Raw genomic sequence first — 20,511 nt, forward strand, 5'->3', positions numbered from 1 at the left:
AGAGATCCTCAATGACGAGGATGACGTCGGCAGCGTTCAGTTCGGGATCATCAGTGAGGGATACGGGGTAATCGATGAGTACGATGAACTCGTCGATGAGCCGGATGAGACCCTTGATGAAGAGGCTGAGATCATTGAGGAGGAAGAGACCAGGGACGAGGAGGAAGAGTGACGGACGGGGAGCTGCCTGATTCTTGTCAGACCTGGTGGCGGCCTGGCGTCAGGCCAGCCATTGTTTGAGCCACTCGTAAATCGTTGTCCGTACAGAGCCGCGAACTCATCCATCGCCAGTTTCAGATCGTGGGCCGCAGATCCCCACTCAGCTTTGGCATGCCACAAATCGCGCCGTATCGGCTTCGTCCCCGGATCATCAATTGGGAGCGCTTCCGGTTTGATGATCTTTCTTGACTGAGCATTGCTGTTGTCGATGACGCTGGTCATGTGCGTCACATTGCGGATGCCTACCGGTAAGACGAAAACGGTATTGGCGTGATCCGATTGCGGACCGCGACTTTATTTGCGGAGCAGATAAAACAAAAGGCCCGCGCACTGAAAGCACGCAAGCCCTTGTTTTATATGTGGTGCCCCGAGCCGGGGTCGAACCGGCACGTCCAGAGGACGAGGGATTTTAAGTCCCTTGCGTCTACCAATTTCGCCATCGGGGCGGTAGCGCCAAGAGCGGGGAATATATACACCTCGTCATCGCTACGCAAGCTTGCAAATGCTTCGAAGGGTGCAGGATGTGATGCGGGTTTCGAAAAAATCCTTCGATAAATCAGGGGGCTACGAAACACTGCCTACTGGCCGGGTGCCGGGGCGGCGAGTGCAGCAGTCGTCCAGGTGTTACCGGGCATCAACTGAATAGTCGGAATTTGATACATATTTCGACACATTTGCCTAATTGCCGGGGTTGATTCGATAACCTCCAGTTGAAATCCTTACGTGATATATGAGAAAAGGCTGTGCGTGATCAGAGGATAGCGGCTGAAAGCTATACACCTGCGGCTCTAAGTGGATCCGCTCAGGCATGCCCAGACAATATATGGACGTTTGACTGAAAATTGATTTTCACCGCAGGTATGGACGACAGGGCTATGAGCGATATAGGCACAAGGTTGAAGCAGCAGCGCAAGCGTCTGGGGCTTTCACAGCGTGAACTGGGACATTTCGGGGGCGTCGCTGCCAATGCGCAGGGACGGTATGAAAGCGGCGAACGGGTTCCGAAAGCCGATTATCTGGCTGCGGTTGCCAACGCAGGCGTGGATGTTCTGTATGTGCTGATCGGCAGGCGCACGGGCGGTGCCGAACTGGATAGCATCATTCAGCGGATGAGCAGCGCAGGCTTCGCGTCGGACGACATCTTTGTGGACGTTCAGCATGCGGTACGTCACCTCGTGACGACCATCGAAGAGCTCTCCCAAGCCTACGACACGGTGGACAGGAAATCGCGAATCGGGCCTGTGGATATTCCTGTCACAGCGGAGCAATGATCGACGGGGGTGAGTGGATCAGGCTTTGATCTTTTCGGCCTGGGCTTCGATGCGGTCCGCCAGCATGCGCAGGTAGCTGGCCAGCGCGACCTCTTCCAGCCGCAGTCCCTTGCGTTGCCTGAGACGAGGAAGTTTTGCAAGATTGCCGAGCAGAAAACCCTCGAGCACCGCCGGGTGGATGTAGCACTTGCGGCAGATGGCGGGGGTGTTACCCAGCTGCTTCGAAACGGCCTTGACCATGTCGACGATGTGCTTTTTCGCGTCGGCTTCGGGCTCCCAATGCAGCTTCTGGAGAGTAGCCAGAGCCAGCGCGCTTGCGGCCCAGGTCCGATAATCCTTGGCGGTGAAGTCCGAACCGGTGAGGCTTTGCAGGTAAGCATTGATGTCCGAGGAGGTGACGGTGTGGCGCACGCCATCGTCGTCCAGGTATTGAAACAGGTTCTGGCCGGGCAGCTCCATGCAGCGTTTGATCACGTTAGCCAGACGCCGGTCTTTCACCGTAACGCTGTGCTCGACGCCACTTTTGCCGCGAAACTCGAACATGATCTGTCCGCCTTTCACTTCGACGTGCTTGTTTCGCAATGTAGTCAGACCGTAGGAGCGGTTTTCCTTGGCGTATTGACTGTTGCCGATGCGGATCAGCGTGGCGTCGAGCAATGAAACCACCGTCGCCATGACCTTCTCCCTGCCCATGCCAGGCTGAGCGAGCTGTGCCTCGATCTGCTTGCGTACCTTGGGCAGGGCATGACCGAACTCGATCATGCGCGAGTATTTGTCCTGATCGCGTATCTCGCGCCAGCGCGGGTGATAGCGGTACTGTTTGCGACCGCGTGCATCACGCCCCGTCGCCTGCAGGTGGCCGTTGGGGTCGGCGCAGATCCAGACGTCGGTGTAGGCGGGCGGCACAGCCAGCGCGTTGATACGCTTGATCTCCGACTCGTCCTTGATGCGCTCGCCTTTGGTATTGAAGTACGCGAACTTGCCGCGCAGGACCTTGCGCGTGAACCCCGGCTGGCTGTCGTCTACGTAATGCAGGTCGCTGGCGAGTGGGCTGATGATGGTCGAGTCAGGCATGGCGGAATTCCAGAGGCAGTTAAAAACACTGACCGCGACGTTTTGCGGTGGTGCCGTTTATTTGCGTCTGGTTTGCGGCCGATCGCCATTACGCGAGTACCGCCACTGCCTTGATCTGCGCCCACAGCGATTGGCCGCGATGCAGTTTGAGGTGATCGCTGGAATAACGGGTGATGCGGGCCAGCAATGGCGTCCCGCCTGCGTCCAGCCTGACCAGTACGTGCGCCGAGTTGTCGGCGACCATTTCCTCGATCATTACCACCGGCAAGCGGTTCAGAATGCTGCTCTGGTCGTCAGGCTGCAGACTGAGGCTGACATCCCTCGCCTGCACCTTGATGCGCAACAGCGTGCCCGGTTGCATGTCGGCGTGCGCGACGCGCATCGAGAGTTTGCTGTCGGGCAGGGTGATGGTCAGCAGTTGATAGTGAGGATCGTAGGCGCTCACCGTGCCTTCGATCACCACGCCTGCGTTACCGCCCATGGCCAACGGTAGATCAAGACGCGCCAGGGTTTCCCGGATCGGCCCGCTGGCCAGCACGCTGCCCGCTTCAAGCACCACCAGATGATCAGCCAGACGCGCCACTTCGTCTTGTGCATGGCTGACATACAGCATCGGGATATCCAGCTCTCGATGCAGGCGTTCCAGGTAGGGCAGGATTTCGCTTTTGCGGCGGCTGTCCAGCGCTGACAGCGGTTCATCAAGCAGCATCAGGCGCGGACTGGTCAGCAGCGCGCGGGCAATGCCGACACGTTGACGCTCGCCGCCGGAGAGATTGTCAGGGCGCCGTTCGAGCAAGTGATCGATGCCCAGCAACTCGGCAGCCTGCTGTAGCTGAATGCTGCGCTGATTGCGGGCGATCCGTTTGAAGCCGAATTCCAGGTTTTCCCTGACTGACAGGTGCGTGAAGAGGCTGGCTTCCTGAAACACATAACCGATGGGACGTTTGTGGGGTGCTACAAAGACGCCTTTGTCGCTGTCCTGCCAGACTTCATCATTGACCCGGATAACGCCGTGCGGGGCTTTTTCCAGGCCGGCGATACAGCGCAGGCAAGTGGTCTTGCCGGAGCCGGAAGGGCCATAAAGCGCGGTCACGCCGGAGCCGGGCAGCACCAGGTCCAGGTCCATGCGAAAGTCCGGGTAACTCATCTGCAAGCGCACTTCGACAGGCGAGGCCATCGATCAACTCCATCCCGTTTTGGATTTGCCGCTGGAATAGAGCGCCAGCAGGACCAGAAATGAAAACACCAGCATTGACCCGGCCAGCCAGTGTGCCTGCAGGTATTCCATGGATTCGACGTGGTCGAAGATCTGCACCGACACCACGCGGGTCTTCTCGGGGATGTTGCCGCCGATCATCAATACCACCCCAAATTCACCGACTGTGTGCGCAAACCCCAAAATCGCCCCGGTAATAAAGCCGGGTTTTGCCAGCGGCAGAATGACGTGGAAGAACGTGTCCCAAGGGCCGGCCCGCAACGTTGCGGCGACCTCCAGTGGGCGCGTGCCGATGGCTGAAAAAGCGTTCTGCAGTGGCTGTACCACGAAGGGCATCGAGTAGAGCACCGAGCCGATGACCAGCCCGGTAAAACTGAACGTCAACGTTCCCAACCCAAGACTCTGGGTCAACTGACCGAGAGCACCGTTGGGGCCGAGCAACAGCAACAGATAGAAGCCAATGACGGTCGGCGGCAGAACGAGGGGCAGGGCGACGACGGCACCGACCGGACCCTTGAGCCACGAGTCGGTGCGCGACAACCACAGCGCGATGGGCGTGCCGATCACCAGCAGGATCACGGTGGTCAGCGAGGCGAGCTTCAGCGTCAGCCAGATCGCCGCGATGTCGGCGCTTCCCAAAGGCATTTACAGCTGATATCCGAACGACTTGATGATGGCGGCTGCTTGCGGACCTTTCAGGTAGTCGACCAGCGCCTTGGCGGCGGCGCTGTCCTTGCCCTTGTTGAGAATCACCGCGTCCTGCTTGATAGGGTCATGCAGGGCTGCCGGAACGATCCATGCCGAGCCGCTGGTCAGTTTGCCGTCCTTGTAAATCTGCGACAGGGCCACGAAGCCCAGTTCCGCGTTACCCGTAGAAACGAACTGGTAAGCCTGGGTGATGCTCTGGCCTTCAACGATTTTCGCTTTGGTGGTATCGGTCAGGCCCAGCTTGCTCAGTACCTGGGTAGCGGCCAGCCCGTAAGGCGCGGTCTTGGGGTTGGCGATGGACAGGTGCTCGTACTGATTGCCCTTGAGCACGTTGCCTTGATCGTCGACATAGCCGTCTTTCGGCGACCACAGCGCCAGTGTCCCGACGGCGTAGGTAAAGCGCGAACCCTTGACGGTATCGCCTTCCTGTTCGAGCTTCGCAGGCGTGGTGTCATCGGCAGACAGGAATACTTCGAATGGCGCGCCATTCTTGATCTGGGTGTAGATCTGGCCTGTGGCACCAAACGCAGCGACGAGCTTGTGGCCGGTGTCCCGCTCGAAGTCCTTGGCGATGGCCTGGATCGGTGCGGTGAAGTTGGCGGCTACAGCGACCTGAACTTCGTCAGCCAGGGCGGAAGTGGCACTTGCGATGGCAGCGACAAACGCGGTGAGTTTCACAAGGTTTTTAAGCGGGGACGCTAACATGCAGCCACTCCGGAAGATTGAAGGCACGCCACCGGACTGGAGGCGTTTCGCTATATATCTAAATATATAGCGATGTTCCACCTTTCTGAAAGCGATGTTTCAAGGGCGGTTCAAAATGCCCAGTGTGCTGTCCGCCAGTTTTCGGGTCAGTCCACCCGATGTGAGCGAGCACCTGCCCAATGTTCGATTGACATAAAAGACGATCGGTCTAATATCCCCTCCATGACCACATTACTCAATCAGGCTGTCCAGCCGCGCCGTCCCGGGCGTCCACCCAAAGTGGACCGGGACAATCTCGAAACCCGTGAGACGTTGCTGCGCCGCGGCCTTGAAGTGCTGACGGAGCAGGGCTTCTCTGCGACCGGGATCGACTACATCCTCAAGGAAATAGGCGTTCCCAAGGGATCGTTCTATCACTATTTCCCCAGCAAGGAGGCGTTTGGTCGCGCGGTTCTGGACGAGTACTGCCGATATTTCGCGCAACGGCTGGACCGCTGGTTTCTGGACGAAAGCCTGTCGCCACTGGAGCGTCTGGTCGGTTTCGTGCAGAGCGCCAAGGCCGGTATGGCTCGTCACGATTATCGTCGTGGCTGCATGGTCGGCAATCTGGGGCAGGAAATCTGCCTGTTGCCCGAAGCCTTCCGCGAGGTGCTGGAGCAGACACTGCTTGATTGGCAGTCCAGACTTGCCGTTTGCCTGCGAGCCGCTCAGAAGCACGGCGAACTGGCCTGGGATGCAGACTGCGACGAACTGGCTGCTTTTTTCTGGATTGGCTGGGAGGGCGCCGTGCTGCGTGCCCGGCTGGTCAAAAGCGATACCCCGTTGAACACATTCATTGCCGGTTTTCTTCGCGGATTGCCGCAATGAGCTTTCTGATCTATTTAAAGACGATCGGTCTAAATTGGAGGCGCCCATGCCTGTAAGCACATTCAACGCCATTGTGATTGATAAGGACGTGTCGGGTTACCGCGTGAAACTGACTGCGGTGAACGAGGCAGACCTGCCCGAAGGCGACGTCACCGTGCGCGTTTCCCACAGCACGCTCAACTACAAGGATGCCCTCGCTCTGACCGGCAAGAGCCCCATTGTTCGCAGCTTTCCCATGGTGCCGGGGATCGATCTGACGGGTATCGTCGAGGAGAGTCAGGCCTCGGCATTCAAGGCTGGCGATAAAGTGCTGCTCAATGGATGGGGCGTGGGTGAAGGGCACTGGGGCGGTCTCGCGCAAATGGCCCGGCTGAAGAGCGAGTGGCTGATTCCGCTGCCGGAGGCGTTCACGCCCAGCCAGGCGATGGCCATCGGCACGGCAGGTTACACGGCGATGCTGAGTGTTATCGCGCTGGAGAAGCATGGCGTGAAGCCCGAACACGGCGAGGTGCTGGTCACCGGGGCCAATGGTGGCGTGGGCAGCTTCACCATCGCCATTCTGGCGAAGCTCGGCTATCAGGTCGTTGCCTCCACAGGACGCGTTGCGGAGAGTGACTACCTGAAACAGCTGGGCGCTGCGCGAATCATCGACAGGGCAACGCTCTCCGAGCCGGGTCGCCCGCTGGCGAAAGAGCAGTGGGCCGCTGCGGTGGATTCGGTGGGCAGCCATACGCTGGTCAATGTCTGCGCCGGTATCAAATACCGTGGCATCGTTGCTGCCTGCGGTCTGGCGCAGGGCATGGATTTCCCCGGCTCGGTCGCGCCTTTCATTCTGCGCGGCGTCACGCTGGCCGGGATCGACAGCGTCACCCGGCCTCAAGCCGATCGTCTTGAGGCCTGGTCGAGACTGGCTGTCGATCTGGACACTTCGTTGCTGCCACTGATCAGCCGCGAAATTGGCCTGAGTGAGGTGATCGATATCGCGCCGCAACTGATTGCCGGTCAGGTGCGTGGCCGTGTGGTGGTAGATACGGGTCGATAGGGAAATGGGCTGATAGCGCTGGCTTGGGGCAAAGGGTGTTGCTCACTTTGGCCCTCAAGTAAGTCCTCTAAGGGCGAAAAGGTGACTTGAGCCATGCGGTCGGCTCGCTGAGAGCCGCAGCCTGTGCCATTTGTGACGCGGAGCGTCACAGGCTGCATACCCACGCGGAGCACTCATCGTTATACACAAGTCCGCCTCGACACTGATCGTGCCCATCGCTCCGCGTGGGCATGCCTCCCGTGACGCTCTGCGTCACAAATGGCACAGATTGCGGATTCAGTGAGCCGAGCGCATGACGTGGATAACGCTGGAGCTTGTCCACGCATCTGCGCCACATTCGAGAGCGGACGCGGAGCGTCCTGGGAGGCATTCCCACGCGGAGCGTAGGAACGATCAGCGTGATCTCAAGCACGCCGATCATGCCCATGCTGTGCTCAGCGTTATACCCGAGTCTTGCTGCGACCACGAACTGCGGGAGGCGGCTTGCCGGCGATGCGTTTTCTGAAGCGACCTATCAGTGACTGAACTGACGCCATCGCCGGCAAGCCGCCTCCCACGGGGTATGCATTCCGTCAGTCACTTTCGTTTTGCCCCCCGTTTTGCGCGTCTTGCGGACTTGTGTATAACGATGAGCGCGGAGCATGGGCACGATCAGCGTCGGGAATATCATCGTTACCACGCTCCAGCGTGGTAACGCCTCTCAGGATGCTCTGCGTCCGGCCGAGATGTGACGCGGAGCGTCACGGGATGCATGTCCACGCAGCGTGGGCATCGTCAGTGCGCTTGAGATCCCTGATCGTTTACAGCGTGTTAAAGTGCTTCGAATTGATTGAAAAGTGCAGGGCCGTTTCGCCTGCACTTGCACCACAAAGGCCTTGCCCGACATGTCGCACGATCCATCCTCCGACCAGGCTGCAAGCCCCCGGCAATCGCCTTCGCTGCCGGATGTCAGCAATCCGCTGCAGCTTTATCTGGCGCGTCTCGCTCCTTCCAGTCGCCTGACCATGAAGTACGTTCTGCAGGACGCCGCTGACCGATTGGGAATGGCCGACGTCGATATCTTCGATATTCCCTGGCACACCCTGCAACCCGGTCATGTCACCGCGCTGGTTTCGGCGCTGCGTGAGGACGACTACGCACCCAACACCACGTCGCTGTACGTCAATGCGATTCGCGGTGTGATGAACGAGGCGTGGCGTCATGACCTGATCAGTCACGATCAGTTGTTGAAAATCCGCTCGATCAAGCCGGTCAACGGTACGCGTCTGGCCAAGGGGCGGAACATCAGACGCACGCTGATCCGTGAGTTGATGGACGTCTGCGCCGCCGATCCCAGGCCGCAAGGTCGGCGGGACGCCGCGATCATCGCGATTCTCTACGGTTCTGGGATGCGCAAGTCGGAATCGGTGAATCTGGACCTGGCTCAGGTGGACTTTTCCGAGCGCAGCCTGCGGGTGATGGGCAAGGGCAACAAACAATTAGTCAAGTACGCCCCCGAATGGGCGTTCGGCGCGTTGAATGACTGGCTGGAGCTGCGCCGCTCCTGCCTGCCACCGGGAAAGGACGATGATCTGTTTCTGTTCAACCGGATTCGCCGGGGCAGCAACATCACCCGTGAGCGCATCACCAAGCATGCGATCTATTTCATCGCCAAACAGCGCGGGCAACAGGTGGGGGTCAACATCATGCCCCACGACTTCCGGCGCTCGTTCATCACGCGGGTCATCGAAGAATACGATTTGTCGATCGCTCAGAAGCTGGCGCATCACACGCATATCGCAACCACTGCCAGCTACGACATGCGCAGCGAGAACGAGCGGCGCAACGTGGTGGATCGCTTCGACCTGTAGCGTCGATCCACAGGCAAAAAAAAGCCACCTCACTGGGGTGTGGGGTGGCTTAAAGATCTAACCAAAGGAGTGATGAAGAAGAGCAGGTATTCATCGGCGTCGCGATGCGGATTCGCGCCGCCGGGAAACATGTTCATTCATCGACGGCAACAGTAACATTGGCCGCCAAAAATCGATTATCAGCATTGTCGATAGTGACTATCACCGTCCATAACGTGCTGCAACTTGGCGATGTCCAGGCATGTTGAGCTACTTAAAACGCGCTGACATGTCCAATAACTTTAAGATGCACCAAGGCTGCGAAAAAGCTTTAACAGCGTAACTCTCCCCCGAGTTTCCCAGTCTCCAAAAACGACTACCTGGCGTGGCTTCCGGCATGGACCTGCGGCTGTTTGCGCGCCCAGCCATCCAGAAATTCGATTCGACCGTTGCGACCTATCAAGGGATCGGATAGCCAATTGTTGCAGCGAATTTCATGCTTTGCCCCACTCACAACACACGGGTCTGAGCATGGAAAAGTTCGATATACACCGTAAAACCGACTTCGACGCCCTGGTACATGAGTATGGGCTCGACGGCAGTCGTCTGTTGCCCTGGGAAGGCTACCCGATGCCGTTTGCAGGCGGCTGGTGTGTGGTGCGTCCGGGCACCTGCAGCGAAGCGCATACCCAGATCGACCAGGAGATCTTCATTGCCATCAAGGGCAGTGCCCGGCTGGTGGTGGGCGACAAGGTCATGCCGTTCGACGTGGGCGACATAGCGGCCATTCCGAAACATACCAACCATTACGTCATCAATGATTCCGATGAGGACTTTCATTTCTACGTGGTGTGGTGGGACATGAACTACGTGAACGCGTTTGTCGAGCAGCACTGCGAAACCACGGGGTGCCTTGATGACTAAGTTCATTGTCACCATCACGCCCCCCACGCCCAATGGTGATTTGCACATCGGCCATATTGCCGGTCCGTTTCTGGCAGCCGATGTCTTCACCCGGGTTCAACGTCAGCGCGGCCACGACTGTGTTCTGCTGTCCTATTCGGACGACTATCAGTCCTACATGTTGCGCAAGGGCCTGGAAACCGGAACCGATCCGGTAGAACTTGCCAATCGCAACTCCGACCGCATCGAAGCCTCGCTGGCCGCGATCAACATCCAGCCGGACAACTGGATGCGCCCTTACGACAACCACTGGTTCGCCGAGGCGGTTGCCGAGGTGTTCGGCAAGGTCCGCGACGCAGGGCTGATCGAGTTTCGCGATTCGAGCGAACCTTACTGCCCTGACTGCGACGTCTGGGGTTACGAGGCGTTTGCACGGGGCAATTGCAACTATTGCGGTGTCGAGTCTGACGCCAGCCAATGCGAGAACTGCGCGCAGGCGCCTGACGCGCAATTGATGACGGGACTGCACTGCAAGTTGTGCAAACAGCCTTCGCAATGGAAAACCGCACACCGCGCGTTCCTGAAACTGGCAGCCTGCAAGCCCGCGCTGCGTGAACGGCTGCTGGATCGCCAGTGGCGCAGTCCGCTGAATGCCTGGCTGCGCGACACGCTGGAGCACATCCACGACTGGGGCGTCACGCGTCCGCAGGATGGCGGGCTCGACCTTCAGGCCGACGGCTCGTGCCGGGTGCACACCTGGTTCATGGGGCTGCCCGGCTACATGGCTGCCTTTCGCGAATACGCCGACCGCATCGGTCGTCCGGAGCTGTTCCGTCAGTACTGGCAGTCGGGGCAGGGCACGCTGGTGCATTTTCTTGGCTTCGATTGCGTTTTCAGCCACGCCGTCGTCTACCCGGCGCAGCTGTCGGTGATGGATGACATTCGGGTTCAGCAACGTTTCGTGCCCAATCAGTTTCTCAAGCTGGACGGACTCAATCTGTCGACCAGCCGCAACCACGCCATCTGGGTCGGGGAACTGGCGCGCGAAGCCTGCGCCGACAGCGCTCGTCTGTACCTGGCGAGCATTGCGCCGGAGGAGAGCGAGGGCGACTTCCGTCTGCAGCATTTCCTGCAATGGCGCGCGGACGTGTTCGGAGCGTTTTTCCCGGCCTTGCTTGCAACCGGTGCGCAGAACGACACCAGTTGGTGGAGTGGCGTGTGCGGCACCGATGCCGGTTTGCTGGAAGCGCTGCGTCTGCAGTGGAGCAAGGCCTGCGAGCCGAATCACTTCTCCATGAAAGGCATGGCGCAGGTGCTACTGGATGTGATCGCCATCACCCGCACGCGGCTGGCGGAAGGTCGACCGGTCAGCCATCTCGCAGCGTTCATAGCGGTCATCGGCAAGGCGCTGATTCCGGAGATGTCGGCGCGGATTGTCAGCGCATTCAATTTGCCCGAAGCGCGGGTCAACGCCACGGTCATGTCGGGCTCTGCTGCCGAATACTCCATCTGAACGGACTCTTCACGATGTTCATCGAACATGAAATAGCGGTCATTGGCGCAGGGATCACCGGTGCCAGTATCGCGGCGAAGCTGTGCAGCGCAGGAATGTCGGTCGCGCTGATCGACAAGGGTGCAGCAGGCAGCCTCGGGGCCAGCGGCTACTCCGGGGGGCTGGTGCGTCTGTACGACAACGACCTGCTGCTGATGGACCTGGCGGCTTATTCCATCTGCAAGATGGAAGAGGGCGTGTTCGCCACCACCTACCATCAGGCGTTAAGGCGCACCGGCGTGATCTACCGGGCCGCACCCGATCAACTCGACAGCCTGTGTCGCGCCATCAAGCATTACGGCAGCGAGCAATACCCCATGCGCCTGCTGAGCAGTCGCGAGCTCGATGGCAGCCGTTATCCGCGTTTTGCGGACGAAGAGCGGGTCAATCTGTTCGAGCCGCAGGCCTGTGTCGGCAATGTGCGTCAGGCGGTGGCCGCGTTGTGTGGCGTGGTGCGCCAGCACGGCTTGCTGCTGGAACATCGCGAGATCATGGCCATCGACTGCCGGTCCAGCGACCTGGTGCACATCGACCTGGGTGATGCGACCTTGCGCTGTCGCGCTGTGGTGGTGGCGACCGGAGCCTGGAGTCAGCGTCTGGTGCCGCACCTGGCGCTGGAAGCACGCTCGATTCCGCTGGCGCGGGTCATGACCGACAGCGAGTGGTCCGTGCCGGTCATCGACGCTGTCACCCAGAGCTACGGCATCCCGCTGACCCGCAACATCGTGCAGACCGGTTGCGGCCTGCGCGACAGCGGTGTGTGGCCGGAGCATCTGGCACTGCCGGACGCACGCCATGCCGAGGATGCTCGCAAGCGCGTTGCGCAGTTGTCCGACGCCTGGGCGGCGCAGGTTCGTGTGCTGGACGTTCTGCCGGGCTTCGACAGCTACAGCGCGGACGGTCGCCCGGTGCTGGGCTTTTGTGACGAACAGAGCCCGATCTATGTAGCGGCCGGCATGTCCGGGCTGGGCTTCAAGTTCGCGCCGGGCATTGCGCAGATCGCGTTCGAGCAATTGCGTGAGCGCGTTTCCGGACAACGTGCGTCGTGTAATGGCTGGTCCGCACTTGCGCCGGATTCGTTGCAGCGCAGCGCGGTTCGGCAGGGAGTGCAGCCATGAGCGTCATGTTGCAGGCGCCTGAAACCTTGCGGGTCGGCGTCAGTGCACTGTTCGACCCGGATGACACGCCCCATGCGCGCACTTTTCTCAGGGCGCTCGCCGTGGCGCGCAACGTTATTCCGGGACTGGGCCGCGTGCAGTGGCACTTTCTGGATGACGGTGCCAACGCCCGTCGGGGTGCCGAGGTGGCGCAACAGATGATCGACTGGCGGGCGGATCTGGTCATTGGTCATTTTTCTTCCGATGCCGCCATCGACGCAGCTCCGCTGTATCAACGGGCGGGTATAGCGTTGCTGACACCTGCGGCGACGATTGATCGACTGACGGTCGAGCACCTCAATGTATTTCGGTTTTGTCCGTCCGACCGACAGTTGGCGTCGGACCTGACGGCCTGGCTGTCGGCACGCCGTTGGGGCTCGGTGCACCTTCAAGCCGATGACAGCGCCCATGGCCAGGCATTGGTCGTGGCGATTGGCGATGCACTTGAAACCGCTGGCCTGCAAATCGTGAGCGAACTCGAGCAGGCCGATGTTGAAGTGTTCGCCGGGCGTCTGCGCGCCAGTCGCGAGCACTGGCAGGCACGACGCCAGGCTGGAAGTACGCGGCCGCTGATCCTGACCGACGACGCAGCTTCGCCACATCTGGGCTGCGCGCCTGCGCATGACAGCAACACCTGGGTCATCGGCTTCGGCGTGCCGCCCGGCCCGCTGCAGAACGACATATCGCACGCACTGCACCGGTCGCTGTTCGGCGTCCTGCCGCAGACCTATTACCGGGAAAGCCTGCTGATGCTCTACGTGCTGGCAATCCTGGCCAACAGCGCGTGGCGCAGGGAACAGCTGCTGGATGTGCTCAACCACACCACCTTCAACACGCCGCTGGGCGCGGTCAGCTTCGATCAGGGCGAGTACCGAAGTGCATTCAACAGCGTCTGGAGAGTCGGTCCCGAGGGGCTGATTGCAGAACCTCTTTGATCTTCACGGCCGCTTTTTCAAGGCTTTATGCCAACTCTAAGGATGGGAATCTCATGGGTCATTCAACACCACACCCTTATCAATCGGACGCCGTGTGCATCGGTTTCGGCCCGGCGGGTATCGCTCTGGCCTGCGCCTTCGAAGATGCGCGGGAAGATAACAGCCCGCTGGCGGCGCTTTCAATGCGATTTCTGGAAGCCGCAGCAGACACCCAGTGGCATCGGGAGTTGCTGCTCACCGGGACTGACATCAATCACCACGTGTTTCGCGACCTGGTCACGCCGCGCAACCCGCGCAGCCGCTTCTCGTTTGCCATGTATCTGAAGAGCAAAGGCCGGATGTTCGACTTCGGCCTTCTGGGCCGGCCTGCCAGCCGACATGAATGGTCGGATTACGTGGCCTGGGTGTCGCAGCAGGTCGATAGCGATACCCACTTCAATTCGCAGGTCACCGAAATCGCTCCGGTACTCCGTGACGGCCGACTTTGCGAGCTGAAAGTCCGCACGCAGGATGCCTGTTTCACCACCCGCAACGTCGTGTTGTCGAGCGGCAGTGCGCCGCGCATTCCGGCGATGTTCCAGTCGCTGATCGGGCCGAGGCTGTTCCATACCTCGCAATTCCTGACCCGTCTGCAAGCCTTCGGTGAAAACCTGCCCAGGCGCTGGCTGGTGCTGGGGTCGGGTCAGAGCGCCAGCGAGTCGGTGCTGGAACTGGTGGGGCGTGACGTGGGCATCGAGGTGCACTCGGTGCACCGTTCTGCCGGTTTCAAACTGACCCAACTGGGGCAGTTCCCCAACCGCGTTTTTGCGCCGGATCACGTTGATTACTTCCACAGCCTCAACCACGCAGCGCGGCATCGCTTTCTCGACTGGAGCCGTTCGACCAATTACGCGGGCATCGACCCGGACGAAAGCCAGAAGCTGTTTTCACTGATCTACGAGGACGCCATTGCCGGGCGCAAGCGTCTGCAGACCTACGGCTACAGCGTCATTTCGTCCATCGAACAGGCCGAAACCGGTTATCGCGTCGAGGTCACCGACACCTTCAGTCAGCGCACCCAGTTGCTGGAAGTCGACGCTGTGGTGCTGGGCACCGGCTACGAGCAATACCTGATTCCGCCGTTGCTGAGCGGGCTGCAACCCTGGCTCAAGGCGGATCTGGACGGCGGTCTGCTGATCGACCGGGATTATCACGTCTCGATGGACGAGGACTGCGACGTGAACCTCTGGGTCAACGGCCTTTCCGAGCGCAGCCACGGCATCAGCGACAGCCAATCGTTTTCCCTCATGGCCCTGCGCGCCGAACGCATCGCCAATGCCCTTGAACAGACCGTCGAGTGCATGGCCGATGCACCGTTACTGGCACAGTGGAAGTGACCCCCATGTACGACACCATCTGCGACATTATTCACGACCGGACCTTTCTCAGAGTCTCGGGGCTTGGGCATGACTTCTTCCTGAAAATGGAATCCCTCAACCCGGCAGGTTCGATCAAGCTCAAGACCGCCGTAGGCCTGGTGGATGACCTGCAATCACGCGGCCTGATCGGCCCGGACACGATTCTGATCGAGTCGTCGTCGGGCAACCTGGGTGTGGCGCTGGCCATGCTCTGCGCTGAACGCGGGATTCGTTTCACCTGCGTGGTCGATCCCAACAGCTCCAATCACAACATTCGCATGATGCGTACTTACGGCGCCGAGGTCATCCGGGTCGAGACGCCGGACGAAAATGGAGGTTTCCTCGGCACGCGCATCGCGCTGATTCGCGAAAAAATCGGCAGCGATCCGCGTTACATGTGGCTCAACCAGTATGAAAACGCGGCCAACCCGCGCGCCCATGCACGCACCACGGCGCGCTCCATCAGCCAGCATTTCGGGCATGTCGATTACCTGTTCGTCGGGGCAGGCACCACCGGCACCCTGATGGGCTGCCTTCAGCATTTCCGGCGCCATCACCCGACCACCAGAATCATTGCCGTTGACAGCGTCGGCTCGGTGACTTTCAACACTCCGGCCAGCCGTCGCTATATTCCGGGCCTGGGCACCAGCCAGCGCCCGCCGATTTTCAATGCCGACGGGGTTCACGCGCTGGAGATGGTGCCCGAGTCGCGCACCGTTGCCATGTGCCGGATTCTGGCGCGCACCAAAGGTCTGCTGGTCGGCGGCTCGACCGCAACGGTAGCGGCGGCGGTTCACGCCTGGCGCGACCGCATCGAACCCGGTTCGGTGGTGGTGGCCCTGTCGCCGGACTGGGGCGAGCGCTATCTGGACACGCTCTATGACGACCTTTGGGTCGAACGGCATTTCGGCAGCGACGTGTTGAACATGACCCTGGCGGACATGCCGATCATGCCGAACTGGACCACCTATCTGGCAACCGAGCGCTCGCGTCAGGCGCCGTTCCATGTGATCGATGGTGAAGTGGTCGCGAGGCTGCTGGCGGCGGATCCTCAGGCCTGCATCGATGACGTCGAAGACGCTTATCTGGCCCATGAAGCAGGCCGCACGATCAACCCCGACAGTTACTTTCTGCGGTTTCCCGAGGCACCGGCCAACCGCATCATCGCGCTGCCTGCCAGCTTGTGCGGGGAACAGCCTGTCAGTGGCATCAAGTGGATTTCCAGCTTTCCCGGCAATACGGACTCGGGTCTGCAACGCGCTTCGGCCGTGTTGATCCTCAACGATCCGCAGACCGGCTACGCCTTCGCCTGCCTGGAAGCGTCGCGAATCAGCGCCATGCGTACCGCAGCCTCTGCAGTGCTGGGTGCGCGCTGGATGAATCGTCATCACAAACACGTCCCGCGCATGGCGTTTATTGGTGCCGGATTCATTGCGCGCAGCATTCTGGACATGTTCGTCAGCGATGGCTGGACGCTGGGTACAGTGAGTGTGTTCGATCAGCACGCCGATTCGGCACGGGCGCTGGTCGATCACGCCGCGACCCGGCATCGGCTGGTCAGTGAGCTGGCAGATCTGGACAACAGCCTGCAGGCTGATGTGGTGGTGTTCGCCACCACGGCGCCGAGTCCTTATGTCCTGGAGCCGGTGTTCCGGCCGGGCCAGTTGGTATTGAACATCTCGCTGCGTGATCTTGGCCCCGAGGTGATCGCCTGCGCCAACAACATTCTGGATGACGTCGAGCATTGCCTGAAAGCTCAGACCTCGCCTGACCTGGCGGTGCAGCAGTATCAGGACCGCTCGTTCATCACCGGCACGCTGGCGCAATTGATGACAGGGCAAGTGGAACTGAGCCCGGATCGGGCCTCTATCTTCTCGCCGTTCGGCCTGGGCGTACTCGACCTGGCTGTAGGGCAGCGGATCTACGGGCAGGCCTTGGCCGAAGGTGGCGCCTTGCCGGTGCCGCAGTTCTTCTTCGAATCGAACCGCTGGTGACCGACATGCAGACACGTTCTCTTGATCGCGTCGAACTCCCTGTCCGGCTGTTCGAACCTGAGCCGCGATTGATCGCGATCATCGGCATGGGCTCGCGTGGCCTCAGCGTTCTGGAACAGTTGATAGGCTTGAGTCGCAAAACGGGTGCGCAACGGCTGCGCATCGAGGTATTCGATCCTCGGACGCCCGGCAGCGGCCTGCACCTTGTCGAACAGCCCGATTACCTGATGCTCAACACCATGGCGGGTCAGCTCTCGGCGTTTTCGTCGGTCTTTCCAGTCTCAGAACCTGCGGGCTGGACCTTTTTACAGTGGTGCCAGGCCAAGGGAGTCACGCTCGATGAACGAGGCCATGTCAATGCGGACGGGAAGGGCAGGCCGGTTGCGTTCGGCGACTTCGTGCCGCGCAAACTGCTGGGGCGTTATTTGCAGGACAGCTATCGATTTCTGCTCAAGCAATGCCCTGCGCATGTCGAAGTGCGCCACCACACCGAGGTGGTCACTGGTTGTCGTGAACTGACCGTCGATACAGGTTTTCGTCTGCAAACGACGGTTCGCGAACTGGATGTCGACGCAGTGCTGCTGACCTGTGGCCACTCGTCAGCGGCAGATGAGCGACCTGCCATCGGCGAGTCGGTATTGATCGAAGGGCTGGGCCTGACTGCGATGGACACACTGGCACAGCTCACTCAGGGACGCGGCGGACGCTATGTGCCCGATCCAGGCCATGCCGGCTGGCGCTATCTGCCGTCCGGGATGGAGCCGAGGATCGCGCTGTATTCGCGCTCAGGGTTGCCCTTTCACGCCCGGCCCCAATGGCATCCTTCTGTCCGTGCTGCGCTGCCGAGAACGTTCTTTACCGCTGAAGCCATTGTCGAACTGCGCCAGCAGAGCGCGACCGGACGGCTCGATTTCGAGCGTGATGTGCTGCCGTTGATCAAGGACGAAATGTGCGCGGTGTTCTGGCAGGCCAGAGTCTGGCTCGACGCGCCCCGGGAGTTGCAGTTGTTGCAGCAGAAGCTCGGTAACGCGACTGATCGGGCTTCACGCCACAGATTGTTCAAGGCGCTGGCCGAACAGTGGGGCGATTTCGAGCCCGAACAGTGGCTGGTCACCGAGCGCTGGTCCGGCGATGAAGAATCGTATGCGCAGTGGTTCGAACGCTGGATCGCGCGTGAGCTGGCGTTGAGTCGCCTGGGCACCGCGAGCAGCCCGGTTCGTCAGGCACTGGAGGTGTGGCGTGATTATCGCGACCTGCTGCGGCGTGTGGCGGATCGCGGCGGCCTGACCGAGGCATCGACACTGGCGTTTTATGGCCAGTGGGCCGGGCTGTCGAATCGACTGGTCGGCGGCCCGCAGAAAGAGCGTTACGAAGACCTGCTGGCGCTGATCCAGGCCGGTGTCGTGACCGTCCTGCCGCCCATGGAGGATGCGTCCGGTTCGCCTGTGCCGTTCGACACGCTGATCCGGGCGCGTGTGGCGCACCACGGTCTTTCTTCCCGTCGCGATCCGCTGTTGAACGACCTGCTGCGTCAGGGCCTTGTTCGTCCCGCTCATGCGTATCCGGCTGACGGAGTGGCGACGGACCCGTCCGGGCGCGTCGTGCGTGCCGACGGCGGCGTTCATTCGCGCCTTTGGGCACTGGGGCCGATCGTTGAAGGCTGCACCTTCTACAACCACTACGTGCCCACGCCAGACCCGACCTGCCGTGCGCTGATCGAGGCGCGACAGGTTGCCGAGACCTGCCTGGCTGCGCTCTCGGTCAATCGCTGCGACTCCCTTTCCATCACCTCTTTTTCAACCCTCTAAAAGGAATTGGCTATATGTACGAGATCACTCTGCTGACGGCGCTCGCCGGTGCTTTCATTGTCCTGATCATCAGCCCCGGCCCGAACTTTCTGGTCATCACCCAGTTGTCGTTCAGCCAGTCCCGGCAACAAGGCATCTGCGCCGGACTGGGTGTTGCTTCGGGCAGCATCCTCTGGGCATTGCTCGCAGCCACCGGGCTGGGCCTGATATTTCAACAACTGCCCTGGCTGCAACCGGCCCTGCAACTGCTGGGCGGGGCGTACCTGACCTGGCTGGGCACCAAGAGCCTGCGCAGCGCGGGCAGCCAGCCCAAACCTCGCGACATTGGCGCGCTGGGCATCGGCAGTCTCAGCCGTGCCTACCGTTTTGGCCTGTTCACCAACCTGACCAACCCCAAGGCGCTGGCGTTCTACACCAGCGTGTTCACCACCGTGACCACGCCGGGCATGCCGATGTGGGTGCGCACGGCCGGGGTGTCGATCATTGCCATTCTGGCGATCTCCTGGTTCGTGCTGCTGGCCACGCTGTTTTCGATTCCGGCGGTGCAGGCCCGTTATCAGCGCATGAAAAAGGCCATCGACATCGTGACCGGGCTTTTCATGATCGCGTTCGGTATACGCCTGCTGATCGGCCTGCTGCCGGCCGGTCTGATCAACTGATTTCAAGGAACGACACCATGTACAACAATGACTGGCATTACCCGACCTCCATTCGCGCAGGCGCCGGGCGCGCCGCAGAGCTGGCTGACGCTTGCCGTGTGACAGGCATCAAACGTCCACTGCTGGTCACCGATCGGTTTCTGGGCAGTACGGACATGATCCGTAGCGCTGTAGAGGACTGCCGACAACAGTTGGGCCATTGCGGGCTGTTTGACCGGGTCAAGGGCAACCCGACCGGCACCAATGTTGCCGACGGGCTGGAAGCCTATAAAGCGGGCGACCACGACGGTGTGATTGCCTTCGGCGGTGGCTCGGCACTGGACGCCGCCAAGGCGGTGGCGCTGATGTCAGGGCAAACCCTGCCGCTGTGGGACTTCGAGGACATCGGCCAGAATCATCTGCGCGCCAACCCTCTGGGCATCGCCCCGGTCATCGCGCTGCCAACCACTGCGGGCACAGGCTCCGAAGTGGGCAGGGCATCGGTGATTACGGACGAGCAGGCGCAGGTCAAACGCACCATCCTGCACATCCGCATGATGCCGCGCATCGCCATTCTGGATGCCAACCTGACGCTGGATCTGCCTACGCACCTGACCGCTGCAACCGGCGCCGACGCGCTGACGCATTGCATGGAGTCCTGGTGCTCGCCGGTCTGGCACCCAATGGCTGAAGCAGTGTCGGTGAAGGGTATGCAGATGATCAAAGCGTATCTGCCTCGCGTCGTCGCGGACGGGCAGGATCTGGAAGCGCGCCAGCAGATGCTGGTGGCGTCCAGTCTGGGCGCGGCGGCGTTTCAGCGAGGATTGGGTGGTGTGCACGCCATTGCGCAGAGCCTGGGCGCGCTGTACGACCAGCATCACGGCTTGCTCAACGCCATCCTGCTGCCTTACGTGCTGGACGCCAATCGGTCCGCCCTGTTGCAGCAAATGGACGATCTGGCGGTTTACCTGCGTCTGCCCACGTCCGGTTTCAGTGGCGTGATGGACTGGGTACTGAGCCTGCGCGAGCAGATCGGCATTCCTCACACGCTGGCTGAAATCGGCATCCATGATCAGGACGCCGAGTTGGTGGGCCAGATGGCATTTGCGGACGGTTGCTCGCACACCAATCCGATTCGCCATTCGGCCGAGGCCTACGCCGCGATATTCACGCGAGCGGTGAGGGGGCAGTGATTC

At 60.7% G+C, this 20,511-nt stretch carries 17 protein-coding genes and 1 tRNA gene; 13 read left to right on the forward strand and 5 right to left on the reverse strand.

Features of this window, described 5'->3' with window-relative positions; all coding sequences use genetic code 11:
• Nucleotides 1-579: 579 nt before the first annotated feature.
• Nucleotides 580-665, reverse strand: a tRNA-Leu gene (locus tag AC0IXS_RS00005).
• A gap of 429 nt (nt 666-1,094) precedes the next feature.
• On the opposite strand from AC0IXS_RS00005, the gene AC0IXS_RS00010 reads away from it, so the two are divergent.
• Nucleotides 1,095-1,490 (forward strand): helix-turn-helix domain-containing protein, encoded by a 396-nt coding sequence (locus tag AC0IXS_RS00010; RefSeq protein ID WP_122690465.1) that lies wholly within the window; start codon nt 1,095-1,097, stop codon nt 1,488-1,490.
• 18 nt (nt 1,491-1,508) lie between these two features.
• Here AC0IXS_RS00010 and AC0IXS_RS00015 read toward each other — a convergent pair whose 3' ends face one another.
• The 4 genes from AC0IXS_RS00015 to modA all read right to left on the reverse strand — a co-directional run bounded on the left by AC0IXS_RS00015 (nt 1,509) and on the right by modA (nt 5,193).
• Nucleotides 1,509-2,564: a DNA topoisomerase IB gene (locus tag AC0IXS_RS00015; RefSeq protein WP_057410176.1), complete on the reverse strand. Its 1,056-nt coding sequence runs from the start codon at nt 2,562-2,564 to the stop codon at nt 1,509-1,511.
• An 88-nt stretch (nt 2,565-2,652) separates the two neighbouring features.
• Nucleotides 2,653-3,741 (reverse strand): molybdenum ABC transporter ATP-binding protein, encoded by a 1,089-nt coding sequence (gene modC, locus AC0IXS_RS00020; RefSeq protein ID WP_057410175.1) that lies wholly within the window; start codon nt 3,739-3,741, stop codon nt 2,653-2,655.
• 3 nt (nt 3,742-3,744) lie between these two features.
• A complete protein-coding gene (gene modB / locus AC0IXS_RS00025) occupies nt 3,745-4,425 on the reverse strand; it encodes a molybdate ABC transporter permease subunit (protein WP_122668285.1) in 681 nt (226 codons plus the stop codon).
• Nucleotides 4,426-5,193: a molybdate ABC transporter substrate-binding protein gene (modA, locus tag AC0IXS_RS00030; protein ID WP_057410173.1), complete on the reverse strand. Its 768-nt coding sequence runs from the start codon at nt 5,191-5,193 to the stop codon at nt 4,426-4,428.
• A 222-nt stretch (nt 5,194-5,415) separates the two neighbouring features.
• Here modA and acuR point away from each other — a divergent pair, with 222 nt between their 5' ends.
• The 12 genes from acuR (at nt 5,416) to AC0IXS_RS00090 (ending at nt 20,508) form a co-directional block, all read left to right on the forward strand.
• Entirely contained in the window at nt 5,416-6,060 is a 645-nt protein-coding gene (gene acuR, locus AC0IXS_RS00035; protein WP_057410172.1) for an acrylate utilization transcriptional regulator AcuR, read from the forward strand.
• Nucleotides 6,061-6,106: 46 nt separating this feature from the next.
• Entirely contained in the window at nt 6,107-7,102 is a 996-nt protein-coding gene (gene acuI / locus AC0IXS_RS00040) for an acrylyl-CoA reductase (NADPH) (RefSeq protein WP_122668286.1), read from the forward strand.
• Between the two features lie 884 nt (nt 7,103-7,986).
• Nucleotides 7,987-8,952 (forward strand): site-specific integrase, encoded by a 966-nt coding sequence (locus tag AC0IXS_RS00045; RefSeq protein ID WP_191954457.1) that lies wholly within the window; start codon nt 7,987-7,989, stop codon nt 8,950-8,952.
• Between the two features lie 510 nt (nt 8,953-9,462).
• Entirely contained in the window at nt 9,463-9,855 is a 393-nt protein-coding gene (locus tag AC0IXS_RS00050) for a cupin domain-containing protein (RefSeq protein WP_004881905.1), read from the forward strand.
• Nucleotides 9,848-11,347, forward strand: a complete 1,500-nt coding sequence (locus AC0IXS_RS00055; RefSeq protein WP_122668288.1) for a methionine--tRNA ligase — start codon at nt 9,848-9,850, stop codon at nt 11,345-11,347. Before AC0IXS_RS00050 ends, AC0IXS_RS00055 begins: the two co-directional genes overlap by 8 nt.
• A gap of 14 nt (nt 11,348-11,361) precedes the next feature.
• Nucleotides 11,362-12,504: an NAD(P)/FAD-dependent oxidoreductase gene (locus AC0IXS_RS00060; RefSeq protein ID WP_449117393.1), complete on the forward strand. Its 1,143-nt coding sequence runs from the start codon at nt 11,362-11,364 to the stop codon at nt 12,502-12,504.
• Nucleotides 12,501-13,478 (forward strand): ABC transporter substrate-binding protein, encoded by a 978-nt coding sequence (locus tag AC0IXS_RS00065; RefSeq protein ID WP_122668290.1) that lies wholly within the window; start codon nt 12,501-12,503, stop codon nt 13,476-13,478. The genes AC0IXS_RS00060 and AC0IXS_RS00065 overlap by 4 nt, the downstream gene beginning before the upstream one ends.
• A gap of 53 nt (nt 13,479-13,531) precedes the next feature.
• Nucleotides 13,532-14,854: a lysine N(6)-hydroxylase/L-ornithine N(5)-oxygenase family protein gene (locus tag AC0IXS_RS00070; RefSeq protein WP_122690458.1), complete on the forward strand. Its 1,323-nt coding sequence runs from the start codon at nt 13,532-13,534 to the stop codon at nt 14,852-14,854.
• Nucleotides 14,855-14,859: 5 nt separating this feature from the next.
• On the forward strand, nt 14,860-16,869 hold the full coding sequence (gene sbnB / locus AC0IXS_RS00075; protein WP_081021829.1) for a 2,3-diaminopropionate biosynthesis protein SbnB: 2,010 nt from the start codon (nt 14,860-14,862) through the stop codon (nt 16,867-16,869).
• Nucleotides 16,870-16,955: 86 nt separating this feature from the next.
• On the forward strand, nt 16,956-18,677 hold the full coding sequence (locus AC0IXS_RS00080; protein ID WP_191954463.1) for an FAD/NAD(P)-binding protein: 1,722 nt from the start codon (nt 16,956-16,958) through the stop codon (nt 18,675-18,677).
• A gap of 14 nt (nt 18,678-18,691) precedes the next feature.
• Entirely contained in the window at nt 18,692-19,336 is a 645-nt protein-coding gene (locus tag AC0IXS_RS00085) for a LysE family transporter (RefSeq protein WP_025993601.1), read from the forward strand.
• Nucleotides 19,337-19,353: 17 nt separating this feature from the next.
• Nucleotides 19,354-20,508 (forward strand): iron-containing alcohol dehydrogenase, encoded by a 1,155-nt coding sequence (locus tag AC0IXS_RS00090; protein WP_057410351.1) that lies wholly within the window; start codon nt 19,354-19,356, stop codon nt 20,506-20,508.
• Nucleotides 20,509-20,511 lie beyond the last annotated feature (3 nt).

It is taken from the genome of Pseudomonas sp. AC016 (assembly GCF_979253365.1).